This is a genomic window from Pseudoalteromonas sp. 13-15 (genome assembly GCF_001468205.2).
In the GTDB taxonomy this organism is placed as follows: Bacteria; Pseudomonadota; Gammaproteobacteria; order Enterobacterales; family Alteromonadaceae; genus Pseudoalteromonas; species Pseudoalteromonas marina.
Genome location: NZ_CP019162.1, coordinates 1,332,032 through 1,353,840, shown reverse-complemented (window position 1 = coordinate 1,353,840; position 21,809 = coordinate 1,332,032). Strand labels below are relative to the sequence as shown.

21 protein-coding genes are annotated in these 21,809 nt (G+C 39.9%); 12 read left to right on the top strand and 9 right to left on the bottom strand.

The window, feature by feature from the left end; all coding sequences use genetic code 11:
* Positions 1-17: 17 nt before the first annotated feature.
* The 3 genes from ATS72_RS06315 to ATS72_RS06305 are packed head-to-tail and all read right to left on the bottom strand — an operon-like array spanning position 18 to position 3,144.
* The gene (locus ATS72_RS06315; protein ID WP_058429473.1) at positions 18-1,448 is read right to left on the bottom strand and encodes a sugar porter family MFS transporter; all 1,431 of its coding nucleotides are present in this window, start codon (positions 1,446-1,448) and stop codon (positions 18-20) included.
* 36 nt (positions 1,449-1,484) lie between these two features.
* Entirely contained in the window at positions 1,485-2,579 is a 1,095-nt protein-coding gene (locus tag ATS72_RS06310) for a FecR family protein (RefSeq protein WP_058429472.1), read from the bottom strand.
* Positions 2,572-3,144: an RNA polymerase sigma factor gene (locus ATS72_RS06305; RefSeq protein ID WP_033025389.1), complete on the bottom strand. Its 573-nt coding sequence runs from the start codon at positions 3,142-3,144 to the stop codon at positions 2,572-2,574. Before ATS72_RS06305 ends, ATS72_RS06310 begins: the two co-directional genes overlap by 8 nt.
* Before the next feature lie 355 nt (positions 3,145-3,499).
* Here ATS72_RS06305 and ATS72_RS06300 point away from each other — a divergent pair, with 355 nt between their 5' ends.
* From ATS72_RS06300 to ATS72_RS06280, 5 genes are all read left to right on the top strand, one after another.
* Positions 3,500-6,793, top strand: coding sequence for a TonB-dependent receptor (locus ATS72_RS06300; RefSeq protein ID WP_082650912.1), 3,294 nt, complete (start codon positions 3,500-3,502; stop codon positions 6,791-6,793).
* Between the two features lie 71 nt (positions 6,794-6,864).
* Complete coding sequence (locus tag ATS72_RS06295) at positions 6,865-8,421, top strand: tryptophan halogenase family protein (protein ID WP_058429471.1); 1,557 nt, start codon at positions 6,865-6,867, stop codon at positions 8,419-8,421.
* A gap of 38 nt (positions 8,422-8,459) precedes the next feature.
* Complete coding sequence (locus ATS72_RS06290; protein WP_058429470.1) at positions 8,460-9,200, top strand: SapC family protein; 741 nt, start codon at positions 8,460-8,462, stop codon at positions 9,198-9,200.
* Positions 9,193-9,912: a DUF6445 family protein gene (locus ATS72_RS06285; protein WP_058429469.1), complete on the top strand. Its 720-nt coding sequence runs from the start codon at positions 9,193-9,195 to the stop codon at positions 9,910-9,912. Before ATS72_RS06290 ends, ATS72_RS06285 begins: the two co-directional genes overlap by 8 nt.
* Positions 9,913-10,237: 325 nt before the next feature.
* Positions 10,238-10,666, top strand: a complete 429-nt coding sequence (locus tag ATS72_RS06280) for a DUF6491 family protein (protein WP_010557150.1) — start codon at positions 10,238-10,240, stop codon at positions 10,664-10,666.
* Between the two features lie 129 nt (positions 10,667-10,795).
* Here the strand turns inward: ATS72_RS06280 and ATS72_RS06275 are convergent, their stop codons facing one another.
* The gene (locus ATS72_RS06275) at positions 10,796-11,290 is read right to left on the bottom strand and encodes a phosphatase domain-containing putative toxin (RefSeq protein ID WP_058429468.1); all 495 of its coding nucleotides are present in this window, start codon (positions 11,288-11,290) and stop codon (positions 10,796-10,798) included.
* 89 nt (positions 11,291-11,379) lie between these two features.
* On the opposite strand from ATS72_RS06275, the gene ATS72_RS06270 reads away from it, so the two are divergent.
* From ATS72_RS06270 to ATS72_RS06260, 3 genes are all read left to right on the top strand, one after another.
* Entirely contained in the window at positions 11,380-13,617 is a 2,238-nt protein-coding gene (locus tag ATS72_RS06270) for an exonuclease domain-containing protein (RefSeq protein ID WP_058429467.1), read from the top strand.
* A gap of 137 nt (positions 13,618-13,754) precedes the next feature.
* On the top strand, positions 13,755-14,648 hold the full coding sequence (locus ATS72_RS06265; protein WP_058429466.1) for a hypothetical protein: 894 nt from the start codon (positions 13,755-13,757) through the stop codon (positions 14,646-14,648).
* 62 nt (positions 14,649-14,710) lie between these two features.
* The gene (locus tag ATS72_RS06260) at positions 14,711-15,664 is read left to right on the top strand and encodes a hypothetical protein (protein WP_058429465.1); all 954 of its coding nucleotides are present in this window, start codon (positions 14,711-14,713) and stop codon (positions 15,662-15,664) included.
* Here the strand turns inward: ATS72_RS06260 and ATS72_RS06255 are convergent.
* Positions 15,648-16,994 carry a S8 family serine peptidase gene (locus ATS72_RS06255; RefSeq protein WP_058429464.1) on the bottom strand — a complete coding sequence of 449 codons (1,347 nt, stop codon included), beginning with the start codon at positions 16,992-16,994 and terminating at the stop codon, positions 15,648-15,650. The genes ATS72_RS06260 and ATS72_RS06255 overlap by 17 nt on opposite strands.
* Before the next feature lie 140 nt (positions 16,995-17,134).
* Here ATS72_RS06255 and ATS72_RS06250 point away from each other — a divergent pair, with 140 nt between their 5' ends.
* From ATS72_RS06250 to ATS72_RS06240, 3 genes are read left to right on the top strand one after another with little or no spacing between them, the layout of a single operon-like run.
* The gene (locus ATS72_RS06250; RefSeq protein ID WP_058429463.1) at positions 17,135-17,626 is read left to right on the top strand and encodes an RNA polymerase sigma factor; all 492 of its coding nucleotides are present in this window, start codon (positions 17,135-17,137) and stop codon (positions 17,624-17,626) included.
* Entirely contained in the window at positions 17,623-18,363 is a 741-nt protein-coding gene (locus ATS72_RS06245; RefSeq protein WP_058429462.1) for an anti-sigma factor family protein, read from the top strand. The genes ATS72_RS06250 and ATS72_RS06245 overlap by 4 nt, the downstream gene beginning before the upstream one ends.
* Before the next feature lie 25 nt (positions 18,364-18,388).
* The gene (locus tag ATS72_RS06240; RefSeq protein WP_058429461.1) at positions 18,389-18,901 is read left to right on the top strand and encodes a CC0125/CC1285 family lipoprotein; all 513 of its coding nucleotides are present in this window, start codon (positions 18,389-18,391) and stop codon (positions 18,899-18,901) included.
* A gap of 17 nt (positions 18,902-18,918) precedes the next feature.
* Here ATS72_RS06240 and ATS72_RS06235 read toward each other — a convergent pair whose 3' ends face one another.
* Positions 18,919-19,803: a DMT family transporter gene (locus ATS72_RS06235; protein ID WP_058429460.1), complete on the bottom strand. Its 885-nt coding sequence runs from the start codon at positions 19,801-19,803 to the stop codon at positions 18,919-18,921.
* Between the two features lie 103 nt (positions 19,804-19,906).
* Between ATS72_RS06235 and ATS72_RS06230 the strand changes: the two genes are divergently transcribed.
* A complete protein-coding gene (locus ATS72_RS06230) occupies positions 19,907-20,431 on the top strand; it encodes a sel1 repeat family protein (RefSeq protein WP_058429459.1) in 525 nt (174 codons plus the stop codon).
* Between the two features lie 2 nt (positions 20,432-20,433).
* Here the strand turns inward: ATS72_RS06230 and ATS72_RS06225 are convergent, their stop codons facing one another.
* From ATS72_RS06225 to ATS72_RS06215, 3 genes are read right to left on the bottom strand one after another with little or no spacing between them, the layout of a single operon-like run.
* Positions 20,434-20,586, bottom strand: coding sequence for a YbaM family protein (locus tag ATS72_RS06225; RefSeq protein ID WP_006793581.1), 153 nt, complete (start codon positions 20,584-20,586; stop codon positions 20,434-20,436).
* Positions 20,570-20,851 (bottom strand): late competence development ComFB family protein, encoded by a 282-nt coding sequence (locus tag ATS72_RS06220; protein WP_006793580.1) that lies wholly within the window; start codon positions 20,849-20,851, stop codon positions 20,570-20,572. The genes ATS72_RS06225 and ATS72_RS06220 overlap by 17 nt, the downstream gene beginning before the upstream one ends.
* Before the next feature lie 51 nt (positions 20,852-20,902).
* Entirely contained in the window at positions 20,903-21,802 is a 900-nt protein-coding gene (locus tag ATS72_RS06215) for a histone deacetylase family protein (RefSeq protein WP_058429458.1), read from the bottom strand.
* Between the last annotated feature and the right edge of the window lie 7 nt (positions 21,803-21,809).

The following is a 21,809-nucleotide window of genomic DNA, read 5'->3' as shown; positions in this document are numbered from 1 at the left end:
GCTTTTTATTTGGCTAATTACATAGACTCAAGTGTTTTACCACGGGTTTCATTAATGTATTTAGCCACAAAAAATATGCTTATAAGTGCCGATAACGCATAAAAGCCGTACGCACCTGCGAGGCCAATATTAGCCAGCATAATAGGGAAGGTCATGGTAATGGCAAAGTTAGCAATCCACTGTGCGCTTGCAGCAACTGCAAGCGCTGCGCCGCGAATACGGTTATTAAACATCTCGCCTAATAACACCCACACAACCGGGCCCCAACTTAAACCAAAAAATACCACAAATAAGTTAGCCATAATAAGCGCAAATGTACCCATGTTATCGCTAAGTGCAAGCTTGCCTGCTTCATCAAGGCCTGCGCTGCCAAATATATAAGTAAGCGCACTTAAGCTAATAAACATACCCACACTGCCCACAAGTAAAAGTGGTTTCCGACCAATTTTGTCAACAAGGGCAATAGCAATAAAGGTCGATACAATATTAGTCGTGCCCGCTAATACATTTATAAATAGCGATTGCGACTCGTCAAACCCAGCAGCTTGCCAAAGCTCAGAGCCGTAATAAAATACCACGTTAATACCTACAAATTGCTGAAATACACTCAGCGCAACACCCGCCCAAACAATTGGGTGTACTTTTTTACTGCCATCAATAAATAAATCACGAATACTCGGCTTTTTATCGCTATGCAAAGAGCTTTTAACATCGCTTATTTGCGCATCAGCACTGTCGTTCGAAATTTTACTAAATACCGTTTTTGCATCGTCTACTTTACCTTGCGCTACTAAATAACGAGGCGACTCAGGAATAAACAACACACCCACTAAAAACAGTATTGCAGGCACAAGTTCAACCCAAAACATCCAGCGCCAAGCGGCTATATCAAGCATTAAAATGTTTTGCGCACTACCTGCTGCATCAGCAATTAAATAGTTACTTAAAAACGCAGCAAACAAGCCCAATACAATAGCGAGTTGTTGAAGTGTAGCTAAACGACCACGAAGTGCAGGTGGTGCAACCTCTGCAATATAAGCCGGCGCTAATACCGATGCAGCACCAATACCTAAGCCACCAAATAAGCGGTAAAAAATAAACTCGGCCGAGCTTTCGCTAATGCCTGAGCCAAAGGCACTAATGGCAAAAATAATCGCGGTGATGATCATAATTGCACGGCGACCAAACTTATCAGCCAGCGGCCCCGCAGCAAGTGCCCCCACGGCGCACCCTAATAATACCGAGGCAACATTAAATCCCGTAGCCACACTGCTTGAATTAAAAGCATTACCGAGTGCCGACACCGTGCCGTTAATAACGCCCGAGTCAAAACCAAATAAAAAGCCACCAATAGCAGCCACGGCCGATATAAAAATTACATAAAAAAGAGAGCATGTGCCCAATGTGTGCGCCGAGCTATTACTGCTCGGCGAGATAGGTGATGTCATAATTGTGTGTCCTGGTTTTTATTATTGTGTACTTTACTAAATTGAGACGTGTGGTGCAGCGTATTTTAGGCGAATTTTATCAGGGCTAACTCTCTCATAATCAATATTAAAATTATTGTTTAATACTTCTAATAGTCCTTTAATATCGCCCGTTTTAAACATGCCAGCTACTTGTACTTGTTTGAGACGGTCATCCTCTGAAAGCTCAAAATCTATGTTTGTATAGCGGCTGATTTCAGCCATTGCTTCAGCAAGTGATTCACCTCTAAATATTAAGCTACCTTTGCGCCACGATAATCTAGCGGCTACATCCATAGGATCAACTTTTTCGACCGCTTTAGCAATTTTACCTTTAAAGCTTAAATCAAGTTTTTCTCCCTTTGACACCGAAGTTGAACTATTTGATAAATACTGTCCTTGTTTATTAGTCCCCAGGGAAAGGTTGGGTAACGATTCGGCTTTTTGCTCTGCAACAAGGACTTTGCCATCTGTCACAATGAGTTCTATTTGCTTTTGACCTACTTCTACATTAAAAGCAGTACCAACAGCCTGAATAACTTTATCACCAGCGATAACACTTAAAGGACGCATTTTATCGTGAGCTACGTCTATATGAATTTCGCCACGCAGTAAATTTATTACGCGAGAGTGTTGGGTATACCTCACTTGAACGAAGCTATTTGTGTTTAAGGTGATTTTGCTTTTATCAGAAAGCAGTATGTCCTTACTTTCACCTACGTCGGTTTGAAAATTAAGTTGTTTAGCAACCACTGCTGACTGATTAACTGGGTAAAAAAATGAAAAGTTAAACGCTTCTTGAAAAAGGCTAAGTGCAACCGCTAATAAAATAGAAGCAGCAGTTGCACCCAACCACATAGGGAGACGTTTTTGTTTTACTGGTGTTTGTGGAAATAAATCTGACAAACGACTGAGATCGTCCATTTTATCCCACAGCTTTGCTACCTCAAGTAACACTTCTACATTTTTATAAGATTGTGCTAACCATTTCTTTAGCGCTTGCTCTTCAGATTTAGTCAATCCACGATCAAGTTTAGCCAGCCACTCACTGGCTTCATCAAGGCGCGAATCGTCGCTAGTGTTTCGCTCGTTTATGTGATGAATATTAGTCATTCCTACCTCCTGCATTTAGCTGGGAAGAAGTATTTGGTTGCTCATAAACACTTTTTTTAGATTGACGCATAAATTGCGTACAACGTTTCATGCCTGTTGCTATATGTTTTTCCACGGTACTTTCACTAAGGTTTAATTGAGCAGCAATTTCTCGCTGCGAATAACCATACACTTTTTTTAATACAAACACTTTGCGGCACTGCACAGGTAAAAGCCGTATGGCTTCACAAAAATTAGAAAACTCACTATCGGTTAGTGCTTTTTCATACATTTCGTCTTGCTGATGCTCCGCTAAGAGTTGCTCTAACGCTTCCATGTTGTCGATCCCATCGACTAGGCGTATATTGGCTTGCTTTTGGTAATCGAGCGCTAAATTTCGCGCCGTTTTATAAATAAAAGATTTTGGTGAGCTTATGTTTTCAGTGTTTTTAATCTGACAAATTCGCACATAAGTTTCTTGCACTATATCTTCAATTTCATGTGGCGGCACTATGCGTGCAACTACATTTGAGAGACTTTTGCGCGAGGCCAAATAGACCTTATAAAAAAGTGTGTCTTTCGTCATTTAGTGTGTGTCTCGTGTGTGTGTTTACGGCAATTATTGTTATTGTTTTGCCACTACAAACTAAGACGAATGGTAAGAAAAAATCCGCCATTAAATTTAAAAAATAAATCAGCATTTTATTTTTTAAATTTAATGTTCATTAACCGCACTGGGCATAAAGCTTGTAATGTAAAGGCGAAGTGTACTACAGTTTTTTTCATTACAAATACCTCACCAGGTACTGATTATTCATTTTAAAAACTTTAACTTTTTAATTAATAAGTAAAAAATGGCAATTTGGACTGTATTTTTAATCGTTTAAAAATACAAGTAAACGCGCTAACAATAAAAATAATCAAGGCAAAAACAAATTAGCATGGCAAGTAAAAAAAATAATTTATTTAAAAAAAATAAAAAATATTTATGGAGGAAAATAAAAAGTCACTCGTCTTTGTTCAGTGTATGGCCAAAAACTATACACAAGGAATATGTGCATTTGCCGCTTTGTTTACCAATTTATGTGCTGGTTTTTAGCTTATTCACCACCGAGGTAAAAGCGAGCCCTGTAAACGATAAAGCAGTGTTTAATATTCCCAGACAAAGGGCCGATTTATCGCTAATAAATTTTGCCGAGCAAGCCGATATTACTTTGCTTTTTCCGCTGGATAAAATTCAGCAGTTACAAACAAATACTATTGCTGGCGAGTATTCAATAATAAACGCATTACAGATTTTACTCGATGGCACAGGGTTGCAACCGCATGTTAGCGAAGATGGGCAAATATCTATTTTAATAGATCCAAGCTTCGAGAGAACTGACAACATGGCTAACTATAAAAAAAATGGCGTGTCGAGTGCTGTACTAGCTGTACTAAGCACAATGGCAACGCTCCCTGCAGTAGCAGAGACAGCAGCACAAGAACCAGAAATAATTGAAGTACGCGGAATTAGAGGCTCGCTTGGCCGAGCTATGGATGCCAAAAGAGAAGCGGGTGGCGTGGTTGACTCCATTTCAGCTGAAGATATTGGTAAATTTCCTGATACAAATTTAGCTGAGTCTTTACAGCGTATTACAGGGGTTTCAATAGACCGTTCAGGCGGTGAAGGGCAGCTCATTACAGTACGTGGTTTTGGCCCTCAGTTTAATACAGTGCTCGTAAATGGACGCCAAATGGCCTCTGAAAATCAAAGCCGTGCCTTTAGTTTTGATACCATTGCATCAGAGCTGGTTAAAAGCTTAGACGTATTTAAGACCTCAACAGCCACAAAGCAGTCAGGTGGTATTGGTTCAACAGTCAATGTAAATACAGCGCGCCCATTTGCTATTAATGGCTTTAAAGTTGCGGGAAGTGTTAAGGGTATTTACGATGAAAATAGTGAAGAAACCACACCTGAGATATCTGGGTTAATCAGCAATACGTTTAATGATGACACGCTGGGTGTGTTATTTGCTGTTTCTCGCCAAGAGCGCGAAACACGCTTAAACCAAGCGCAGGTAGATGGCTGGTTAGAAAATGTAGGCGTCCCAAACCCGCAAACTCAAAGCGGGCAAGCATACACCGGTAATATTTTTTCGCCGCGTAACTATGATCATAAAGTTACTACAGAAACACGTACACGTACTAATGCAAATTTAGTTATACAGTATGCACCCTCAGATGATTTAGTCATAACAGCTGATGGGCTTTATTCTGATTTCGATGTAGAAGCAGACACCACGTCATACGGGCATTGGTTTACAGCACCAAACTTAGAAGGCTTTGGCGGGGCTGCAGGACCTACTGTTGATGAAAATGGTACTGTGGTTGATCTATATCAAGAGGTAGGCCTTGCTACTGATATGCACGCTAAAAAGTTTGATCGCTTAACAAACTCTAGCGCATTAGGTTTAAACTTTGATTGGCATGTAAACGATAATTTAAATATGAAATTTGATTTAAGCCACTCAAAAGCTGAGCGTGAGGCTAATAACGGTGGTGGCGATCAGCTATCCTTGATTGGCTATGCTAACCGAGTTCGATTCGAAGTTGATGGCGGTATTTTGCCTTATGCGAGTGAGTTTGCTTCTGCTAATCCCAATATTTACAGCGGTCAGCAAGAGCTTGACGGTGTTGCTTATAACCCTGCTGTTACGCCCGATGGCGTATCAAACCATTTAGATACCGCCAATAGCCGAGCACATGTAATGCTACGCCGTGGTTGGGCTGTAGAAGATACCGTGGATCAATTTCGCTGGGATAACATTTGGTATAACGATGGCACCTCTGGCCTAGTTTCGGTCAAATTTGGCGCTATGTATTCAACAGAAACTAAAAACCTTGATCGTTGGGACAACGAAGGTGTTGGTATTCACTGTACTTTTTGTGGTTACCCGGATGATCCAAGTATGGATGGCTTAGCGCAATTCGTATTTGACGCAGGGGATGACTTTTTAGGTGATGTAAGCGGCAGCGGTCGAATGCCAACGTCATGGCTTGCACACGATGGCGAGGCAAATTTTGCTTACCTTGAGCAAATAGCTGCGGCGAATGGTCAGCCTATTAGTTTTGACGCAGTTAAACGTAATAAGTCGTTTGAGATCACTGAAGATACGTTCTCATTTTATACAGAGTTCGACTTTGAAGCTGAACTTGCAGGCATGCCTTTATACGCAACAGCGGGCTTTAGATACGAAAGTACTGATGTAAAAGTAAAGGGCACAGATGAGCCGGTTAGTGCATTAACCATTTTAGATAAAACAGAAATGCTCGCTAACTTTGGCGCTGTAGAAAATATTTCAGCAAGTTCAGATTACGAAGCGATTTTACCTAACTTTAGTGTAAAGCTTGAAATAAACGATGAGCTAATAGCACGTGCTGCGGTATCACAAACAATTACACGGCCAACACTCGACAGTATGTCGCCTGTCACAGTAATTGAAACAACTCGCCAAGGCGGCAATTTAACATCGAGTTCTGGTAACCCAGCGCTTGAGCCATTTACCTCTGATAATTTAGATTTATCATTAGAGTGGTATTACGCTGATGCCAGTTATTTATCTGCGGGTTACTTTAGAAAAAATGTTGCTAACTTCATTATTAATACGACCGAAGACTTAACCTTTGAATTGTCTGGCGGCGGATTGTTAACTGACCCCTCTACAGGTAACGATGTAGACAACCCTGATGCTGCCGACTCGACGGCTGTATTTACTAATACATTACCAAATAATAGCGAATCGGCGATTGTTGATGGCTGGGAAGTCGCCTTACAACATAGTTTTGATAGTGGCTTTGGTTTTATGGTTAATGCAACATTTGTAGACAGCGATGCAGAGCTAGACTCTGCAGATATAACTCAAGTATTTGCATTAACTGGCTTAAGCGACTCTTATAATGTGGTTGGCTTTTATGAGAATGGCCCATTTCAAGCGCGTTTAGCCTATAACTGGCGCGATAGCTTTGTTCAGTCACTTACACAGCTAAATGGTGATGGTGTGACAATTGTGGAAGATTACGCACAACTTGATGCTAGCGGCAGCTATGACATTACCGAAAATGTATCGGTATTTTTTGAAGGTATTAACTTAACCGAAGAATACGTGCACAAGCGTGGTCGTTTTTCTAATCAATTATTGTTGGTTGAAGATAGCGGACGACGTTTTGCGTTAGGTATTCGCGGTAGTTTTTAACTTTAATTAATAAAGTGGCTTTTACAATTAGTAATAGCCACTTTTTCAATATGCCTTTATAGGTAACAAGTATGAACCAGCAAAATAAAAAAATAAAAACAGTGGTTGTCGTTGGTGGTGGTATAGCGGGCTGGCTAACAGCCGGACGATTAGCGGCGCACCACAAAAGTAATACCCCGGATGGCCTTAATGTTGTTCTCGTTGAGTCTCCAAATGTACCAATTATAGGTGTTGGGGAAGGTACTTGGCCTACCATGCGCAGTACATTAATAGCACTTGGTATTAGCGAAACTGATTTTATACGCGAGTGTGAAGCAAGCTTTAAGCAAGGAGCAAAATTTGCCAAGTGGGTGGATGGCTCCGAGGATGATTTTTATTATCACCCATTAGTTTTGCCACAGGGCTTTTCAAAAACAGATATGGCTGGCCACTGGTTAAATAACACCGCTGAGTCAACGTCTTTCTCAAACGCAGTGTGTTACCAAGAGGCTATTTGTGAGCAAGGGCTTGCTCCTAAAACAATTCGCACCCCAGAATATGCTGCTATAGCTAATTATGCCTACCACTTAGACTCGGCAAAATTTGCCGTTTTTTTACAAAAACATTGTACGCAGGAGCTTGGCGTTAAACATATTTTGGCTGATGTAACACAGGTCAATAGTGCTAAAAATGGCGATATTGCAAGTGTTACCACAAATCAACAAGGTGAAATTAGCGGTGATTTATTTGTCGATTGTACCGGTTTTTCATCATTGTTATTAGGCGAGCATTATAAGGTTCCTTTTATGCCTTGCGATGATGTGCTGTTTATCGATACCGCCTTAGCAGTGCAAGTCCCTTATGAGAATGATGATGAGAGCATTGCGTCTCACACAATTTCAACAGCGCAAGAAGCAGGTTGGATATGGGATATAGGGTTACAACACCGCCGTGGGGTAGGTTATGTGTATTCGAGTAAATATAGTAGCGAAGCACAAGCACGAGAAAAGCTTAAAGCGTATGTTGGCGATAAAATAGAGTCGTTAACAATTAGAAAAATCCCTATTAAAAGCGGCCACCGCTCACACTTTTGGCAGAACAACTGTGTTGCGGTAGGGCTTTCAGCTGGTTTTTTAGAGCCGCTTGAAGCTTCTGCATTGGTATTAGTAGAAATGTCAGCGCAAATGATAAGCGAACAACTCCCCCAGACCCGCGATATTATGGATATTACCGCTAAGCGCTTTAACGAGACGTTTACCTATAGGTGGGAAAAAATAATCGACTTTTTAAAACTGCATTATATTTTATCAAACCGTGACGATAACGCATTTTGGCGTGATAACAGAGACCCAAAAACGATTCCTCAAAGCTTACAAGATCTAATGAAGTTGTGGCAATACCGCGCTCCTGCTGATCACGACTTTACAAGTAATAATGAGGTGTTTCCAGCGGCCAGTTATCAATATGTTTTATACGGCATGGGCTTTAAAAGTGATTACAGCACAACTGCCTATATGCTTAAAGACACTGTTTTCGCTAAAAGTCAGTTTGATAAAAATAAGAGCATGATAAATCAAGCAGTCACTAACTTACCTAGTAACCGAGAGCTGCTTAATAAAATTAAGCACCATGGTTTTAGTGCTATTTAGCTTAAAAAAGTACACATAAAAACAATAAAGAGACACGCATGGAAAATTTAGTCGCATTAGAGCAAAGTGCTCATCAGCATATAAAAATAGATACACAAAAAGCACAATCACACGCTAAAAATCTTAATATGATCCCCGTAGTTATGGCGGAGCTTAGCCAAATTGCCGTTCAGCAGCCTATAGTTTTTGCAAAAAACTCAGAAACAGGCGAGTTTACACTCAATGCTTTATTAGGCTTTGAGCAACATGAGAACTTGTTTTATCAGCAATCACAGTGGCAGGGCGTATATTTACCGCTTCAGTTACAGCGTCAGCCATTTTTTGTTGGTGATACGCATTCGCAGCAGACGCAATACCCTGTGTGTATTAATTTAAATAGCCCTGCAGTAGTTGATAACTCTGCGCAAAGCGAAAATAATTTAGAACCAATTTATACCCAAAGCGCAGAAGAAAGTGGCTATTTTAAACAAATAAAGCAGTGTTTAGGGCATTTACTACAAGGCGAAATAGACAATAAAAAGTTAATTGATGCGTTGTTAAAGTATGAACTACTACAGCCATTATCGCTTGAAGTAACGTTTGAAAATAACAAAAAAACAAAGTTAAACGGCCTATACACTATTAATCAAGAAAAGCTCTCACAACTTAATAGTGATCAAATTACGCTTTTACATCAAAGTGCTTTATTACCTGCCATTTATACAGTAATAACCTCACTTGGTCAGATATACCCATTAATAGAGCGTAAAAATGCGGTGCTTAATTTAGCCGATGATTGATTTTACACTTAACAAAAATATGGTGTTACACATACACACTGTAGGGGAGGAAAAAACCCCAATAATTGTTATTGATGATTTTGTTAATAATGTAGATGCGCTAATTAATTTTGCTGTGTTTTCTCAAAATACGAGGGAAACATTTTACGCACAAGAAAGTGATTTTTATCCAGGAGTAAGAAAAGCAGCACCGCTTAGTTATATAGAGCAGCTAAAAGCACTGTCGCCAATTATTAATTCACACTTTAATATGGCAGATAAAAGCGAGTTTGATGTAATACTTTCTGCCTTTTCAATTGCATGCACAGAGCCTGATAAACTCAGGCCAATACAGATGCTTCCCCATTTTGACACACCTAATATGAAGCAACTTGCTATGGTGCATTTTTTATGTGATGAAACACATGGGGGTACTTCATTTTATAAACATAAAGCCCTAGGGTATGAACGCATAACAAAAGAGCGACTTATCCCTTATAGGCAAGCTATAAAGCAACAAGCCATGGCACAAAAGCTTCATAAAAACCCACATTATATAAATGGCAGCACAGCTTTGTTTGAGCAAATTTTCAGTGTAGAGGCAAAGCTAAATCGGGTTGTTATATATCCAAGCAACTTATTGCATTCCGGGAATATAAATGCAGCTAACGGTTATGCCTGCGATCCAATTAATGGGCGTTTAACTATTAGTAGCTTTGTGGTTCTGTGCTGACTATTAATGTGTTGTTTGCAGCGGGTAGACGCTAATTCATATGATTATAAATTGATTTTTATAAATGGTTTTTAGAATTCATATATCTTAAAGTTATAAAAGGGGATTTATTGCCACCTCTTTTATAAAATAAAATACTTTAAATTTACCTAAAATGTTAACAAAAAGATGACAAAGATAAAATAATATTCTACTGTAAGATTGGCTGTGTATTTTTTGTTCTTCTTAGAATGAGTGTAAAAATTAAGCTCTACTAAGTTGTATGTTTTCGCAATAAATATACATTTGTAATTTACCTAATTATTTTAATTTATAGGGATAATTTATGAAAAACATTTTAGTTATTACATTAGCAGCAACAGTGCTTTTAGGCTGTTCAGCAACAAGCAATATTTCACTGAAAGAAAAAGACCAAGCATATGCAAAGTACTTGTCTGAAGAAAACTTAGCAGGTGAAGATAAAATCAATAGCTTTAGGTTTAAAGGTTGGAAACCACTTTCTGATAAATTCTTAATTATTTCAGCGGCACATAAAAAAGATTATTTGATTGAAACCCAGGGCACTTGCCATGACCTAAATGAATCTCATGGAATTGAGTTAAACCGCTTTTCTAATTTTGTTATACATAAGGAAGGGGATTCAATTTCTACCATTGAACAACCTACAAAAAAATGTTTTATAAAATCGATTTACCCACTTACTGCTGGCCAAACAGAGCATTTAGAAAGTATTGGAAATCCTATCCAAAGTTGAATTTAATAACAACAATAATAGTTGACCTTTTAAGGTCAACTATTATTTAAGAAACGTTGAATAAACGCATTTTTAGTTCTAGATTTAAAATCAAAGCCATGCCAGGTTAAAGTTACACCTCGTAAATACCTAAATCATAAACTCTTCAAAGTACTCTTTTTGTAATTCTATAGTCAGTGCTTTAGGGCGAATACCTTGTACTAAGCTGTACACTTCATCCTTTGTGTAACCTGCTGAATTTAAAATAAGCGCAGCAACCAACCCTGTGCGGCCAGTGCCGCCTTTGCAATGTATGGCAATGGTTTGTTTTTGCTGTATGGCTTGTAATATGTCTGTTTTGTGTGTGTTCCAGCTTGATATAAAAGGCTGTTTGGGTGCTTCGTCGTCATTTATAGGTAAATGAAACCAAGTTATATCGTGCTTTTGGCACTCAGTATTAATTGTTTGTACGTTGTTTTTTTCAAGCTCCTTTTGCGGCATAAGCGAAAGTAGCATGTGAGTGCCAGCGGCTTTTAATGTAGCGATTGAATCCGCTAGGTTTTGTGTTTTTGTACCAGGGCAAGGCGTAAAAATAATATTTGCGCCGTTATTGAGTGATAAAACATCGTACGGATGCGCGCTCATGGTAAGTCCTTTATTTTTAATAAATTTACTTTTATACGCTCACTATAGCGTGTTTTAGTTACAAGTTTAAGATTGAATAATAAGCACAAATGCTAGATACTGTTTTTATATACAGTTGTGGCGATGTTATGAAAAAAGAATTACCAGCAAAATACTATTTAGCGCATTTTAGAGAGCTTATTGAGTTTGTAACAAGTAAATGTATGCATTTACTTGAGCCTAAACATAGTGAATTTATTAGTAAAATTAACCAACTAGATGAGCAAAGCCAATGCATGTTGGCGCGTGTGTATTCGCGCAAACCTTATTTAGTGCAGGCGCAATCGCTTAATTATGAAGAAATAACTTCGCCGCATCAGGCTATTTATACGCTAAAAACAGCGGGTATTTTATATGAGCCAAACGCACAGCATTACAAGCAGCTTATAGCGCATTTAACCAAGCCCATGCTGGTGGAGTTACTCAGTAATTACAGTGAGCAAGTAAGCTTTAAAAAAAGCGCAGCTAAAGGGGAGTTGGTCACTATTGCATGCCAATTTTTTAGTGAGCGCGAAGATGATTTAGCCCCTATATATAGCCAATATGTGATAAATAACCGTGAAGATTATTACGAGTATTTTGAGTTTTTATTTGCAGGGCGCTTAAGTAGTGGCGATGTAAACCATCAAAACCGCTTTGTTATGCGCGATTTAGGGTTAACCGCTACCCGCGAAGGGCACAGCGAGAGCTTGTCACGCTTTAATACACTCGCTGAGGCGCAATCTAATTACGTTTTAAATCGTTACCGTTTAGCGTTTAAAAACATTGGCAAAACAGCCGCTAATACAAGAGATGAAACCTTTGATGACAAAACCCCTTACAACGAGCTTGCGCATTTAGTATTGGCGCAACCGGCGCATGGCGCACAAGCGCACGACATTAAAAATAAACTGCTGGTTAGGCTGTATAAACAACTTAAAATTACCGATAGCGAACTTGCCTTTAGCCTACTTGAAGGCTGCACCGATTACGCCGAAGCACAAGAAATTCAAATAAGAGAGCAATACCGCCTAGGTAATAAAGAGTGGGTTAAAGCGCAGCTAGAGCAAATTATAGAAAACCCGCTCACCGACGATTTACTGTACTTTGCTGATGACTTTTTAATGCGTAAGTTTAATAAACAAACGCGTTCGCGCTTAAGCACCATGCTGGCCGACACCCAGTGTGTACTTGAAATTGACGAAATTTACCGAGGCGATGTAGAGCAAGGCGTAAATGAGCATTACACCGCAAAAGGGTTAACGGTTTTTAATACCGAAAACACCTTATGGCAAAGCTTGTTTGGCTTAGTATTTTGGCACGAGTTATTTATTGAATCGCCATACCCGCCGTGTAATGAATTTGATATTTACCCGCAAGTTTTGCAGCTTGGTAATTTTTATGAAGCACAAAGCACGCAAATTGACGCACGTTTAAAAAGCTGCGGCACTAACCAGGCGCTGCTTAATTTGGTATGTAAGCATGCCGCGCAGTATTTTGAGCAGCCCAATGGTTTATTTAGATGGCGCAGCAATTTATTAGAGCCACTAGAAGCACTTATTTTAAACAGTCCGCTTGAAGCGTTAATTGCGCATTTAACGGCTATGAGTAAACACTATTTACAGCTAAAAGACGGTTACCCCGACTTAATGGTTATTAATAATGGCCAAGTACATTTTGAAGAGGTTAAAGCCCCGGGCGATAAGCTTAGGCGCAACCAACTTACCACTATTGATAATTTAAAAAATGTAGGCTTTACGGTACATATTGCCGCAGTTAAATGGTTTGTAGACCCTAATCGTGTTTACAGCGTGGTTGATATAGAAACCACGGGTGGCTTAAAAGGCGGTAACCGCATTACCGAAATTGGCATTGTTAAAGTGCAGCACGGTAAAGTAATTGATACCTGGACGACACTTATTAATCCGCAGCGCCATATCCCAAGCTTTATTACTAAATTGACCGGCATAAGCGATGGCATGGTTTACAACGCGCCTGTATTTGCCGATATAGCACAGCCACTACTAGATAAACTTGCAGGCAGTATTTTTGTAGCCCATAACGTAAACTTTGATTACGGTTTTATTAAAAAAGAATGCGAGGTTGCAGGGCACTTTTTTAAAATGCCAAAAATGTGCACCGTGGTTGAATCGCGCAGAGCGTTTAAAGGCTTAAAGTCGTATTCGCTTGGTAACCTTAGCGCGCATTTTAATTTAAACTTAACCAGCCATCACCGCGCATTGGCCGATGCTACCGCCACTGCCGAGCTGTTATTGCTGATTCAAAACAGTGAAACACTATCGCAGTAAACGAGTAATTTATATTTAAGGGTATGAAACTTAAGTAATTAAGTAACGTTATTATAATTTTTTAATTATTTTTTGGAATAAAGTGTTTTTGTAAATCGTCTTCTTTATGTCAATCCGACAAACTAGAGGACAAAACAATGACTAAATTAAATAAAATTGTAAGCGTAATGATGTTAAGCGGTGTGTGTACTTTTACAGGTGCAGTGCATGCCGCTGATATTGAACTATCTCAGTCAACGTCGGCGCAGCAACAAACATCTACATCTATTACGCTTTCACAAAACGGTTTAACAGCCAGTGGTAGCAACGAGTCAAACGTATCTAACGATACACAAGTAATGGCTGATGACTCGCAAAACACAGATTCGACGGCGAATAACACGCAAACTCCAGCGCAAGAAAGCAGTGAGGCCGCAGAGCCTGCAAATACATTAGTTGCATCTGCAAGCGGATCTTTAAATAATGCATTAAATGCATCGGCCTCGTCTTTAAATACCACAGGCAATTCCACAAGCAATAGCACAGTCAATACAGCGCTTGATGCAACAGCGCAGTTAACCTCATCGGCGGGTAATTTTACAACCGCTGTGAGCCAGTCGTCATTACTTTCTGTTACCTCTGAGCAAGGCGCTCAGCCAGACACTACCGACACACCAGCCGATGCCTCTTTACTTTCAAATGTAAGTAGCGCTACCGATTCAGTTACACAAGCTGATGCAACAAATGCGCTTAATGCGGGTGAGCTTACAAACCAATTAGCAATTACTAATACGGCTGCAAACTCAGTAAGCTCTGCACTGCAAATGGGTGATGCAATTAATACCAGTAATGAAGTAGTAAACAATGTTCAGCAATCTTTAACTGCCAGTGTGCAAGACAGTACGGTTAGTAGTTTACAAAGCACAGTACAACAAAGTGTTAGCGGGCAGGTGAGTGCAGCGGTTACTGATCAAATTAGTAACGATGTAGCACTTAGCACCGCAAGTGAAGTAGTAACCAACATTACTAACGATTTAGACCTAGGCCTTTAATACGCCAAGTGCTTGCACAAATGCCGAATGGGGAAACCTATTCGGCCTGTTGGAGAATAAATATGAAAGCAGTTATAACCGCCACATTGTGTGTTTTTAGTGCCCAAGCGGTGCTTGCACAAACCAACCACGTTAAAACAGCTGAGCAAAATAAGCCCTTTAAAAGTAGCTTTGAGCTAAATGCAGATGCAGAAGTTGGGGTATTAAGTAACTCGGCGCTGTCTGTTCAAGAGCTTGACGATATTTCGTCGCAAAGCGACAGCGGCATAAAAACCGCAGCCGGTGTTAATGCAAAATGGCAAGTAACCAAAAGCGCTAAATTAACCTCAAGCTATAAGTTTGAACAACAAGACTACGATGAGTTTGATCAATACGATTTAGACCTACATCAATACGGTTTAGATGGCAGTTATAGCTTTAATAGCCATGAGCTAGGGGTTCGTTACGATGGGGCAAAAGCAAATGTAGATGGCGAACCATTTTTACATTTTAACCAAGCCAGCGCCTACTATGGCCATTTTTTAAACCCGCATACGTATTTGCGTATGAGTGTAAAAACCAAAGCTAAACGTTTTGCTACTGCAAAAGCACGTAATGCCGACGGCGTAGGCGGCGATGTAGCGCTTTATCATTTTATAAATAACGGCCAAACCATGCTAATGGCAGCGCTAAGTGCTGATAAAGAAAACGCCGACGACAACCAATACGACTTTAACGGCTACGGCTTTACTACTAAAGTTACGCACAAATTTACGGCCTTTAATGTAGCGAATAAAGTGGGCGCAGGCTGGCGTTATCAAAATAAAGATTATGATGAGCAAACAGCGGATGATTTTTTTGAGCTAATACCGTCGCGAGATGAGCACCGAAATGTAGTTAATGCGTTTTATAACCTAGCTTTATTTGAGCACGTAACACTCATAGCCGAGGCTGAATATGGCGATTATCAATCAAAGCTTAGTAGCAATACCTATACGCAATCGGTTTTATCGGCGTCAGTTAAAGTGCACTTTTAGGTGGGTAAATGGCACCATAACCAAAGGTGGTGTCTTTGCCTTGCTCGCCTAAATCGATGGCCAGCGATGTAAGCTCGTTAAGTGCTTTGGTTTTATTATTACCATGCTTTACCAATAAACAACTTAATGCCGCGCTTACATGCGGCGCCGCCATTGACGTACCCGACTCCCTCCCAAATTTTCCATTGCCTTGGCTTGTAACAACACTTACACCAAGGGCTGCAAAGTCTATGTAATCGCCTTTATTTGACCATCTATAAATTTGGTTTTTTGAATCAATAGCACTTACCGCTATCACACTTTTATACGCACCTGGGTATAACGGCTGCGACGCTGGCCCTTGGTTACCTGCAGCAGCTACAATTAACACGTTTTGTTTTATTGCTGCAGTAATACTTGCTTCTAAAACTGCGTTATTTGGCCCTGTTAGGCTCATATTTATTACGGGTATTTTATTACTGACTAGCCAGTTAAGTGCTTCTATTATGGCAAATAATGTAGCCCCTTGAGCATATTCAGATTGCCTATAAAACACCTCGGCACTGTAAAGCTTGGCACTGCCTAAAAGCGGGTTAAGTTTTGCGCCTTTACCTGTAATTAGCCCTGCAATGGCGGTGCCGTGTAAATTTGGCGAGCTTAACCCTTGTGGTAAAAAGCTTTGCGTAGTGATATTTGCGCCTTTAAAAGCACTGTGTTTGGTATTAATGGCGCTGTCGATCATGCCAATTTTTACGCTTTGTGTGCAGTAGGGGGCAATAGAATTATTTGGTGTTACTTTTGCGGTAGGCTCGCCAGTTTGCGCTTGGTATATGTGGTTTCGGTCAAGTATTGCAGACTCATCTAAGTTAAGCGCTTTTAATAACTCACTTTTAGAATTAACACCTTGAGGGACGTTAAAGCGCACTAAGCTCATGTTAAGTGCGTTGTAATTTTTTACTGACACAATGGTTACATTTTGCTGTTTTAGGGTATTAAGTTGTTGGCTATTTGCCATTAATAACCATTGGCGCTCTATTGCTCTAAAGCCGTTTTCTAGCTCTACTTCAACAAATGCGGTGTTTTGGCTATTTATATTAATGTTAAGCACATTAGGTAAGCTGCTAATTGGCTCACTTATTTGCGCTTTTAGTTCATCAATCGAAACTTGTGGTACAGGCACCGGAAGCGGCAGGCGTTGTGCACGCTCTATAGTTTGTTCAATACGCTGCTCTATTGGGTTTAACTGCCCAAGCACTTGATCGACTTTGACTATATTGGCAGAACTCGTTGCGCTAAATATGCAAATCGAAGCGGCTATTATGTGTTTAACGCGGACTTTTTTCATGTTCATAGTGGGTTACTTTTATTAAATTTATCATGCTGGTTAGTTAACGTTTAACACATAAAAATATTTCATTATTCAAATTATTTTGATTATTTGGGAATAAATGTTTTTTTGAATCGTCTTCTTTATAAAAGGGGTAAAAATCAATGAACGAAACATTAAAAACCTTATTGCCCATGCTTAGGCGTTTTGCCTATTCGCTAACGGGTAGTAAAGCAGATGCAGACGATGTAGTGCAAATAACAATTGAAAAACTATTAGTAAAAGGCATTCCGGATGACGTTGAGCCTGCTAAATGGGCGTTTAAAATTTGCCGCAATGTGTGGATAGACGAATACCGCTCACGCAAGGTAAGGCAAAATACGGCCCAGGCCGATATATTACCAGAGCCAATTACAAGTAATGAGCACCAAACACTCGAAAACAAACAAATGCTTAAAAATGTAAATACAGCACTTGGGCAATTACCCGAAGAGCAACGCGCCATCGTATCGCTGGTGGCAGTGCAGGGCATGGCCTATAAAGACGTAGCACATACACTCGATATACCTATAGGCAGTGTAATGAGTAAATTATCGCGTGCACGCAGTACACTTTATAATTTAATGAAACCCGACTTTAAAAAGGAGCAAGTATGAACATTAACGACGAAACACTTAGCGCCTTTTTAGACTCAGAGCTAAGCGAGCACGAAATGGAACAAGTGCGTAAAGTCCTTGAAACCGATGATGAACTAGTAATGCGACTTGCAGAGCTAAGCGAAGTAGACATGCGAGTAAAAGAGCACGCAACAAGTATTGATGACGCCCCCCTTAGTGACTCATTAGCTAAAACGGTTGCAAAGCTTGATACAGCAACGACAAAAAACACGTCGAATAGCAATGTAGTAACGTTAACGTCTTGGCAAAAGGTTAAGCACTCGGCTAATAAAGGCTTAGCAATAGCTGCAAGTGTTGCCGTGGTATTTGGTATTGCAATGACTAGTTATTTACAACCCAATGAGTCGCAAAATTTAGTAGCCAGTAGCATAGCCTCAGCCCTTAATACACAGCTAAGTAGTGGAGAGTATGAGCAAAGTGATGGCTCAGTATTTAGCGCGCAGCTTAGTTTTAAAAATCAGCAAGGTGAGCTTTGTAGGCAGTATGCACTAAGTTCAAACAACACAACGCAAACAAATATTGCATGTAAAACGCAAAGCGGGTGGCAAATTAAAGCGCAAACAGCCACGCAGCAAAGTAATAATGGCGCGCAATATCAAGCGGCGTCTAATAACAGTGAGTTAGATGCTGTTATAGATAGCATGATCAGCGGCGCACCACTAGATAGAGTGCAAGAGCAGCAAGCAATTAGCGCAAAGTGGCAGTTAAACAAATAATAATGTGTATAAAACGAGGTGAATGATGAAAACATCTATTTTAATTATCAGTATTTTACTTATGGCGGGTTGTGCATCTAAACCTGATTACCGCGCCGCGAATAATGGCTCACAAGGTTACAGCGAGCAAAAAATTAGTAACGATCAATACCGCGTAGAGTTTAAAAGTGTGTCAAACAACGTAGCAGATGCCGGTGACTATGCATTATTACGCGCGGCTGAACTTACCCAAGCGCAAGGCTACGACTGGTTTGTTGTTACTAATAAAGAAACCTTTGTTGAGTCTAAATCGCAAGCGCCCGCGTCATCTATTAGTGCATCACAAAGCCAGCAATATGAGCGAAGCTGCGGTTTATTAACTTGCGAAACACGCGCACGCCCAACAAGCAGCGTAGGCGTACAGGTAAGCAACCATGATAAACGTAAAGAAGTGCACACCCTGATTGATATTAAAATGGGCAAAGGTATAAAACCAAGCGACAACAGCTTTAGCGCACAAGACTTAATTGAAAACTTAAGCAAAAAAGCACAAAAGTAAGCGCTTTGTAAAAGCACTTAGCGTGTTTTAGCTAGGTGCTTTTTTCGCGGTAAAAATCCAGTAACCAGCATAGTGCCCACAATAACAAATAAAGCGCCTAGTAACGTGTTTGGCCCAATTTGCTCGTCTAAAATTAAATGTCCCCAAAAAATGCCAAATAGCGGAATTAAAAACGTGACCGTTAAAGCTGAGGTTGGGCCTATATCGTCAATAAGCTTAAAAAATAAAATATAAGCAAGCGCTGTACACACTACGCCAAGGGCTAAAACGCCAAGCATAACGTTGGTGGTTGGCACTTCACGTATTGGCATAAAAAGTATAAGGGGCAGTACCATAAAACTCGCTGCCCACATTGAGCCGTGTGCGTTATCAAACGGTGCAAGCTTTGGCGCATTTTTTGTGTAATGAGATGCAATGGCATAACAAAATGAAGCGCTTAGCGCTGCTACAATAGCAATAAGTGACTGAGTATTTAGTATAAGATGATTTTGCCTAACTAAAATTGCCACACCTACTAAACCCAAAAGCAAGCCTAAAACCATACTCTTAGTTGGCTTGGTTTTACTCCAGATAATACCCACAACAGCGCCCCAAATAGGCGTTGTAGAATTTAAAATAGATAACGTAGATGCGCTGATAGTTTGCGCGGCATAAGCAAAAAGTAAAAAAGGCAGGGCGGAGTTAAGAGCGCCAATTATAAAAAAGTGCTTTTTGTGTTTAGTAAACGCCAAGCGACGTTTTAAATACAGCGCAACTATAAATAGTGTGAGTGCCGCAAAGCCTACTCTAAATTCTATTAACACTGCGGGCCCTAAACTAGTGGCGGCCATGCGCATAAATAAAAATGACGCGCCCCAAATTGCAGCCAGAAAAAATAATCGAAGTAAACTTGCTAAGCTCATGATAATATTTTAATTATACGAATAGAGTTTTAGAATAACAGGCTTTACGAAGAGTGTAAGCCAGATTCGGTACTCGCATATTAAAAATAATAAAGGATTAGTTATGGTTAGGTGTTTACTGGCTACAGTAATTTTGGGTGTGAGTTTATTGAGTGGTTGTGGGTCGACCCCAGTTACTTTATACAGCGATAATACAATGAAGAAAAAAGAATACAACGGTATTAAAGCCTATAAAAATGGGCTGTACGAGCAAGCTTTTAATGATTTAAAAGAGCCTGCAGCACTTGGGTATAAAAGCGCACAATACACGTTGGCGTTTATATTTTTAAAAGGTCAATATTTAGATCAATCAACCAAACTTGGCATGGGTTGGTTAGGTGTAGCTGCAGAAGCTGGCGTTGAAATTTGGTCACATCAATATGATACTTTCTATGCCGCTGCAACATTAGAAGAGAAGCAGCAAATAGATGCAATTGTTGCGCTCTACATTGAGCAGTTTGGTGTTAAAGCTCAAAACATGACTTGCCGAAGGTCAACATCAGCTAGAAGAACATTTGGCGAAATTAAAATTGATTGCACTAAGCGTGACGGAGCGGTCACTGTGTATGAAGTAGACACAGTTGAATAAAGCTAGTTGTTAACTAGCTTCTTTTCAAAGTCACTTTTTACTATATCGAGCGCTTTTAAGACTTCTTCAGGCTCTACGTCGTGTTGCTCCAGTATCATAATTAAATCAACAGCGAGTTTAATATGCGTTGGAGCTTCCTCAAGAGGGTTGGTCATTTAAGTTTTTCTTTTTAGATATTTGACTAATAGCCACATCAATAGCGGTTTGAACACGTTCTTCCATGTGTATGCGTTCAGCTTGTGGTAAATAAAACGCCATATCTACGTCGTAACGAATGTAACGAGGTGGCAGTTGGTTTAACACGGTACAGCAAAAGTCGGCCATAACGTCGTCGTCATATTTTTCGTCTAGTTTTCGTTTTATGATTTCTTCAACAACAATTTTTTCGTAATAGTTATGTATATCGTCGTGTAATCGCATGTTCCTACCGCTTTGTTATGTTCCATTTAAGTAAGTCTATACTAAGGATTGTTATAAATCGATAGCCGCTTTAAATAGTTGTTTATGCACATTGATTAAGCTGTCTAAATTACGTTGGTAACCGCCGCCTAAACCACACATAAGGGGAATGTTATATTGCTTACAAAAATCAAGAACAAAAAGATCTCGTTCATAAACACCTGTAATAGATACATTTAATAAACCTAGCTCATCTTTTGTGTAAATGTCTGCGCCCGCGTTGTACAGAATAATATCTGGCTGATGGATACTTACACACAGCGCAAGTGCGTGTTGTAATGTGTCGATATACTCATCGTCGCCAGATTTAGCAGGTAAAGAAAAGTCGTAATCAGATTGCTGCTTTAAACGCGGAAAGTTTTGCTCGCAATGAATTGAGCAAGTAATGATATTTTTATGGCTTTGCTGATTAATAATCTGCGCTGTGCCGTCGCCTTGGTGCACGTCGCAATCAAAAATCAGCACAGTTTTAGCTTTATGAGTATTTAATAAGTGTGTGGCCGCTATGGCTAAATCGTTAAATATACAAAAACCACTGCCGTAATCGCTATAGGCATGGTGATAACCACCGCTTAAATTGCAGGTTAGTCCGCTTTTTAAAGCCTCTTCTGCTGCTTGAATACTCCCACCGACAGACAGCAATGTTCGTTCAACTAATTGAGCCGAATAAGGAAAGCCCATCTTTTTTATCGCTTTATCAGATAAGTTCCCAGTTAAAAAATTATTAATATATTGCTCGCTATGACATAAGGCTAATTGCGAGGGGCGTGCCTTGGCGGGCTGCTTGAATGCGGTTGGTAAAAAGCCTAAATGTTCTATTTCGGTTTTAAGCCGTTGATATTTTTGAATTGGAAAGCGGTGCTTTTCGGGCAAAGGCAAATTTGAATAAAGAGGGTGGTAGTATAGCTGCATGGACAAA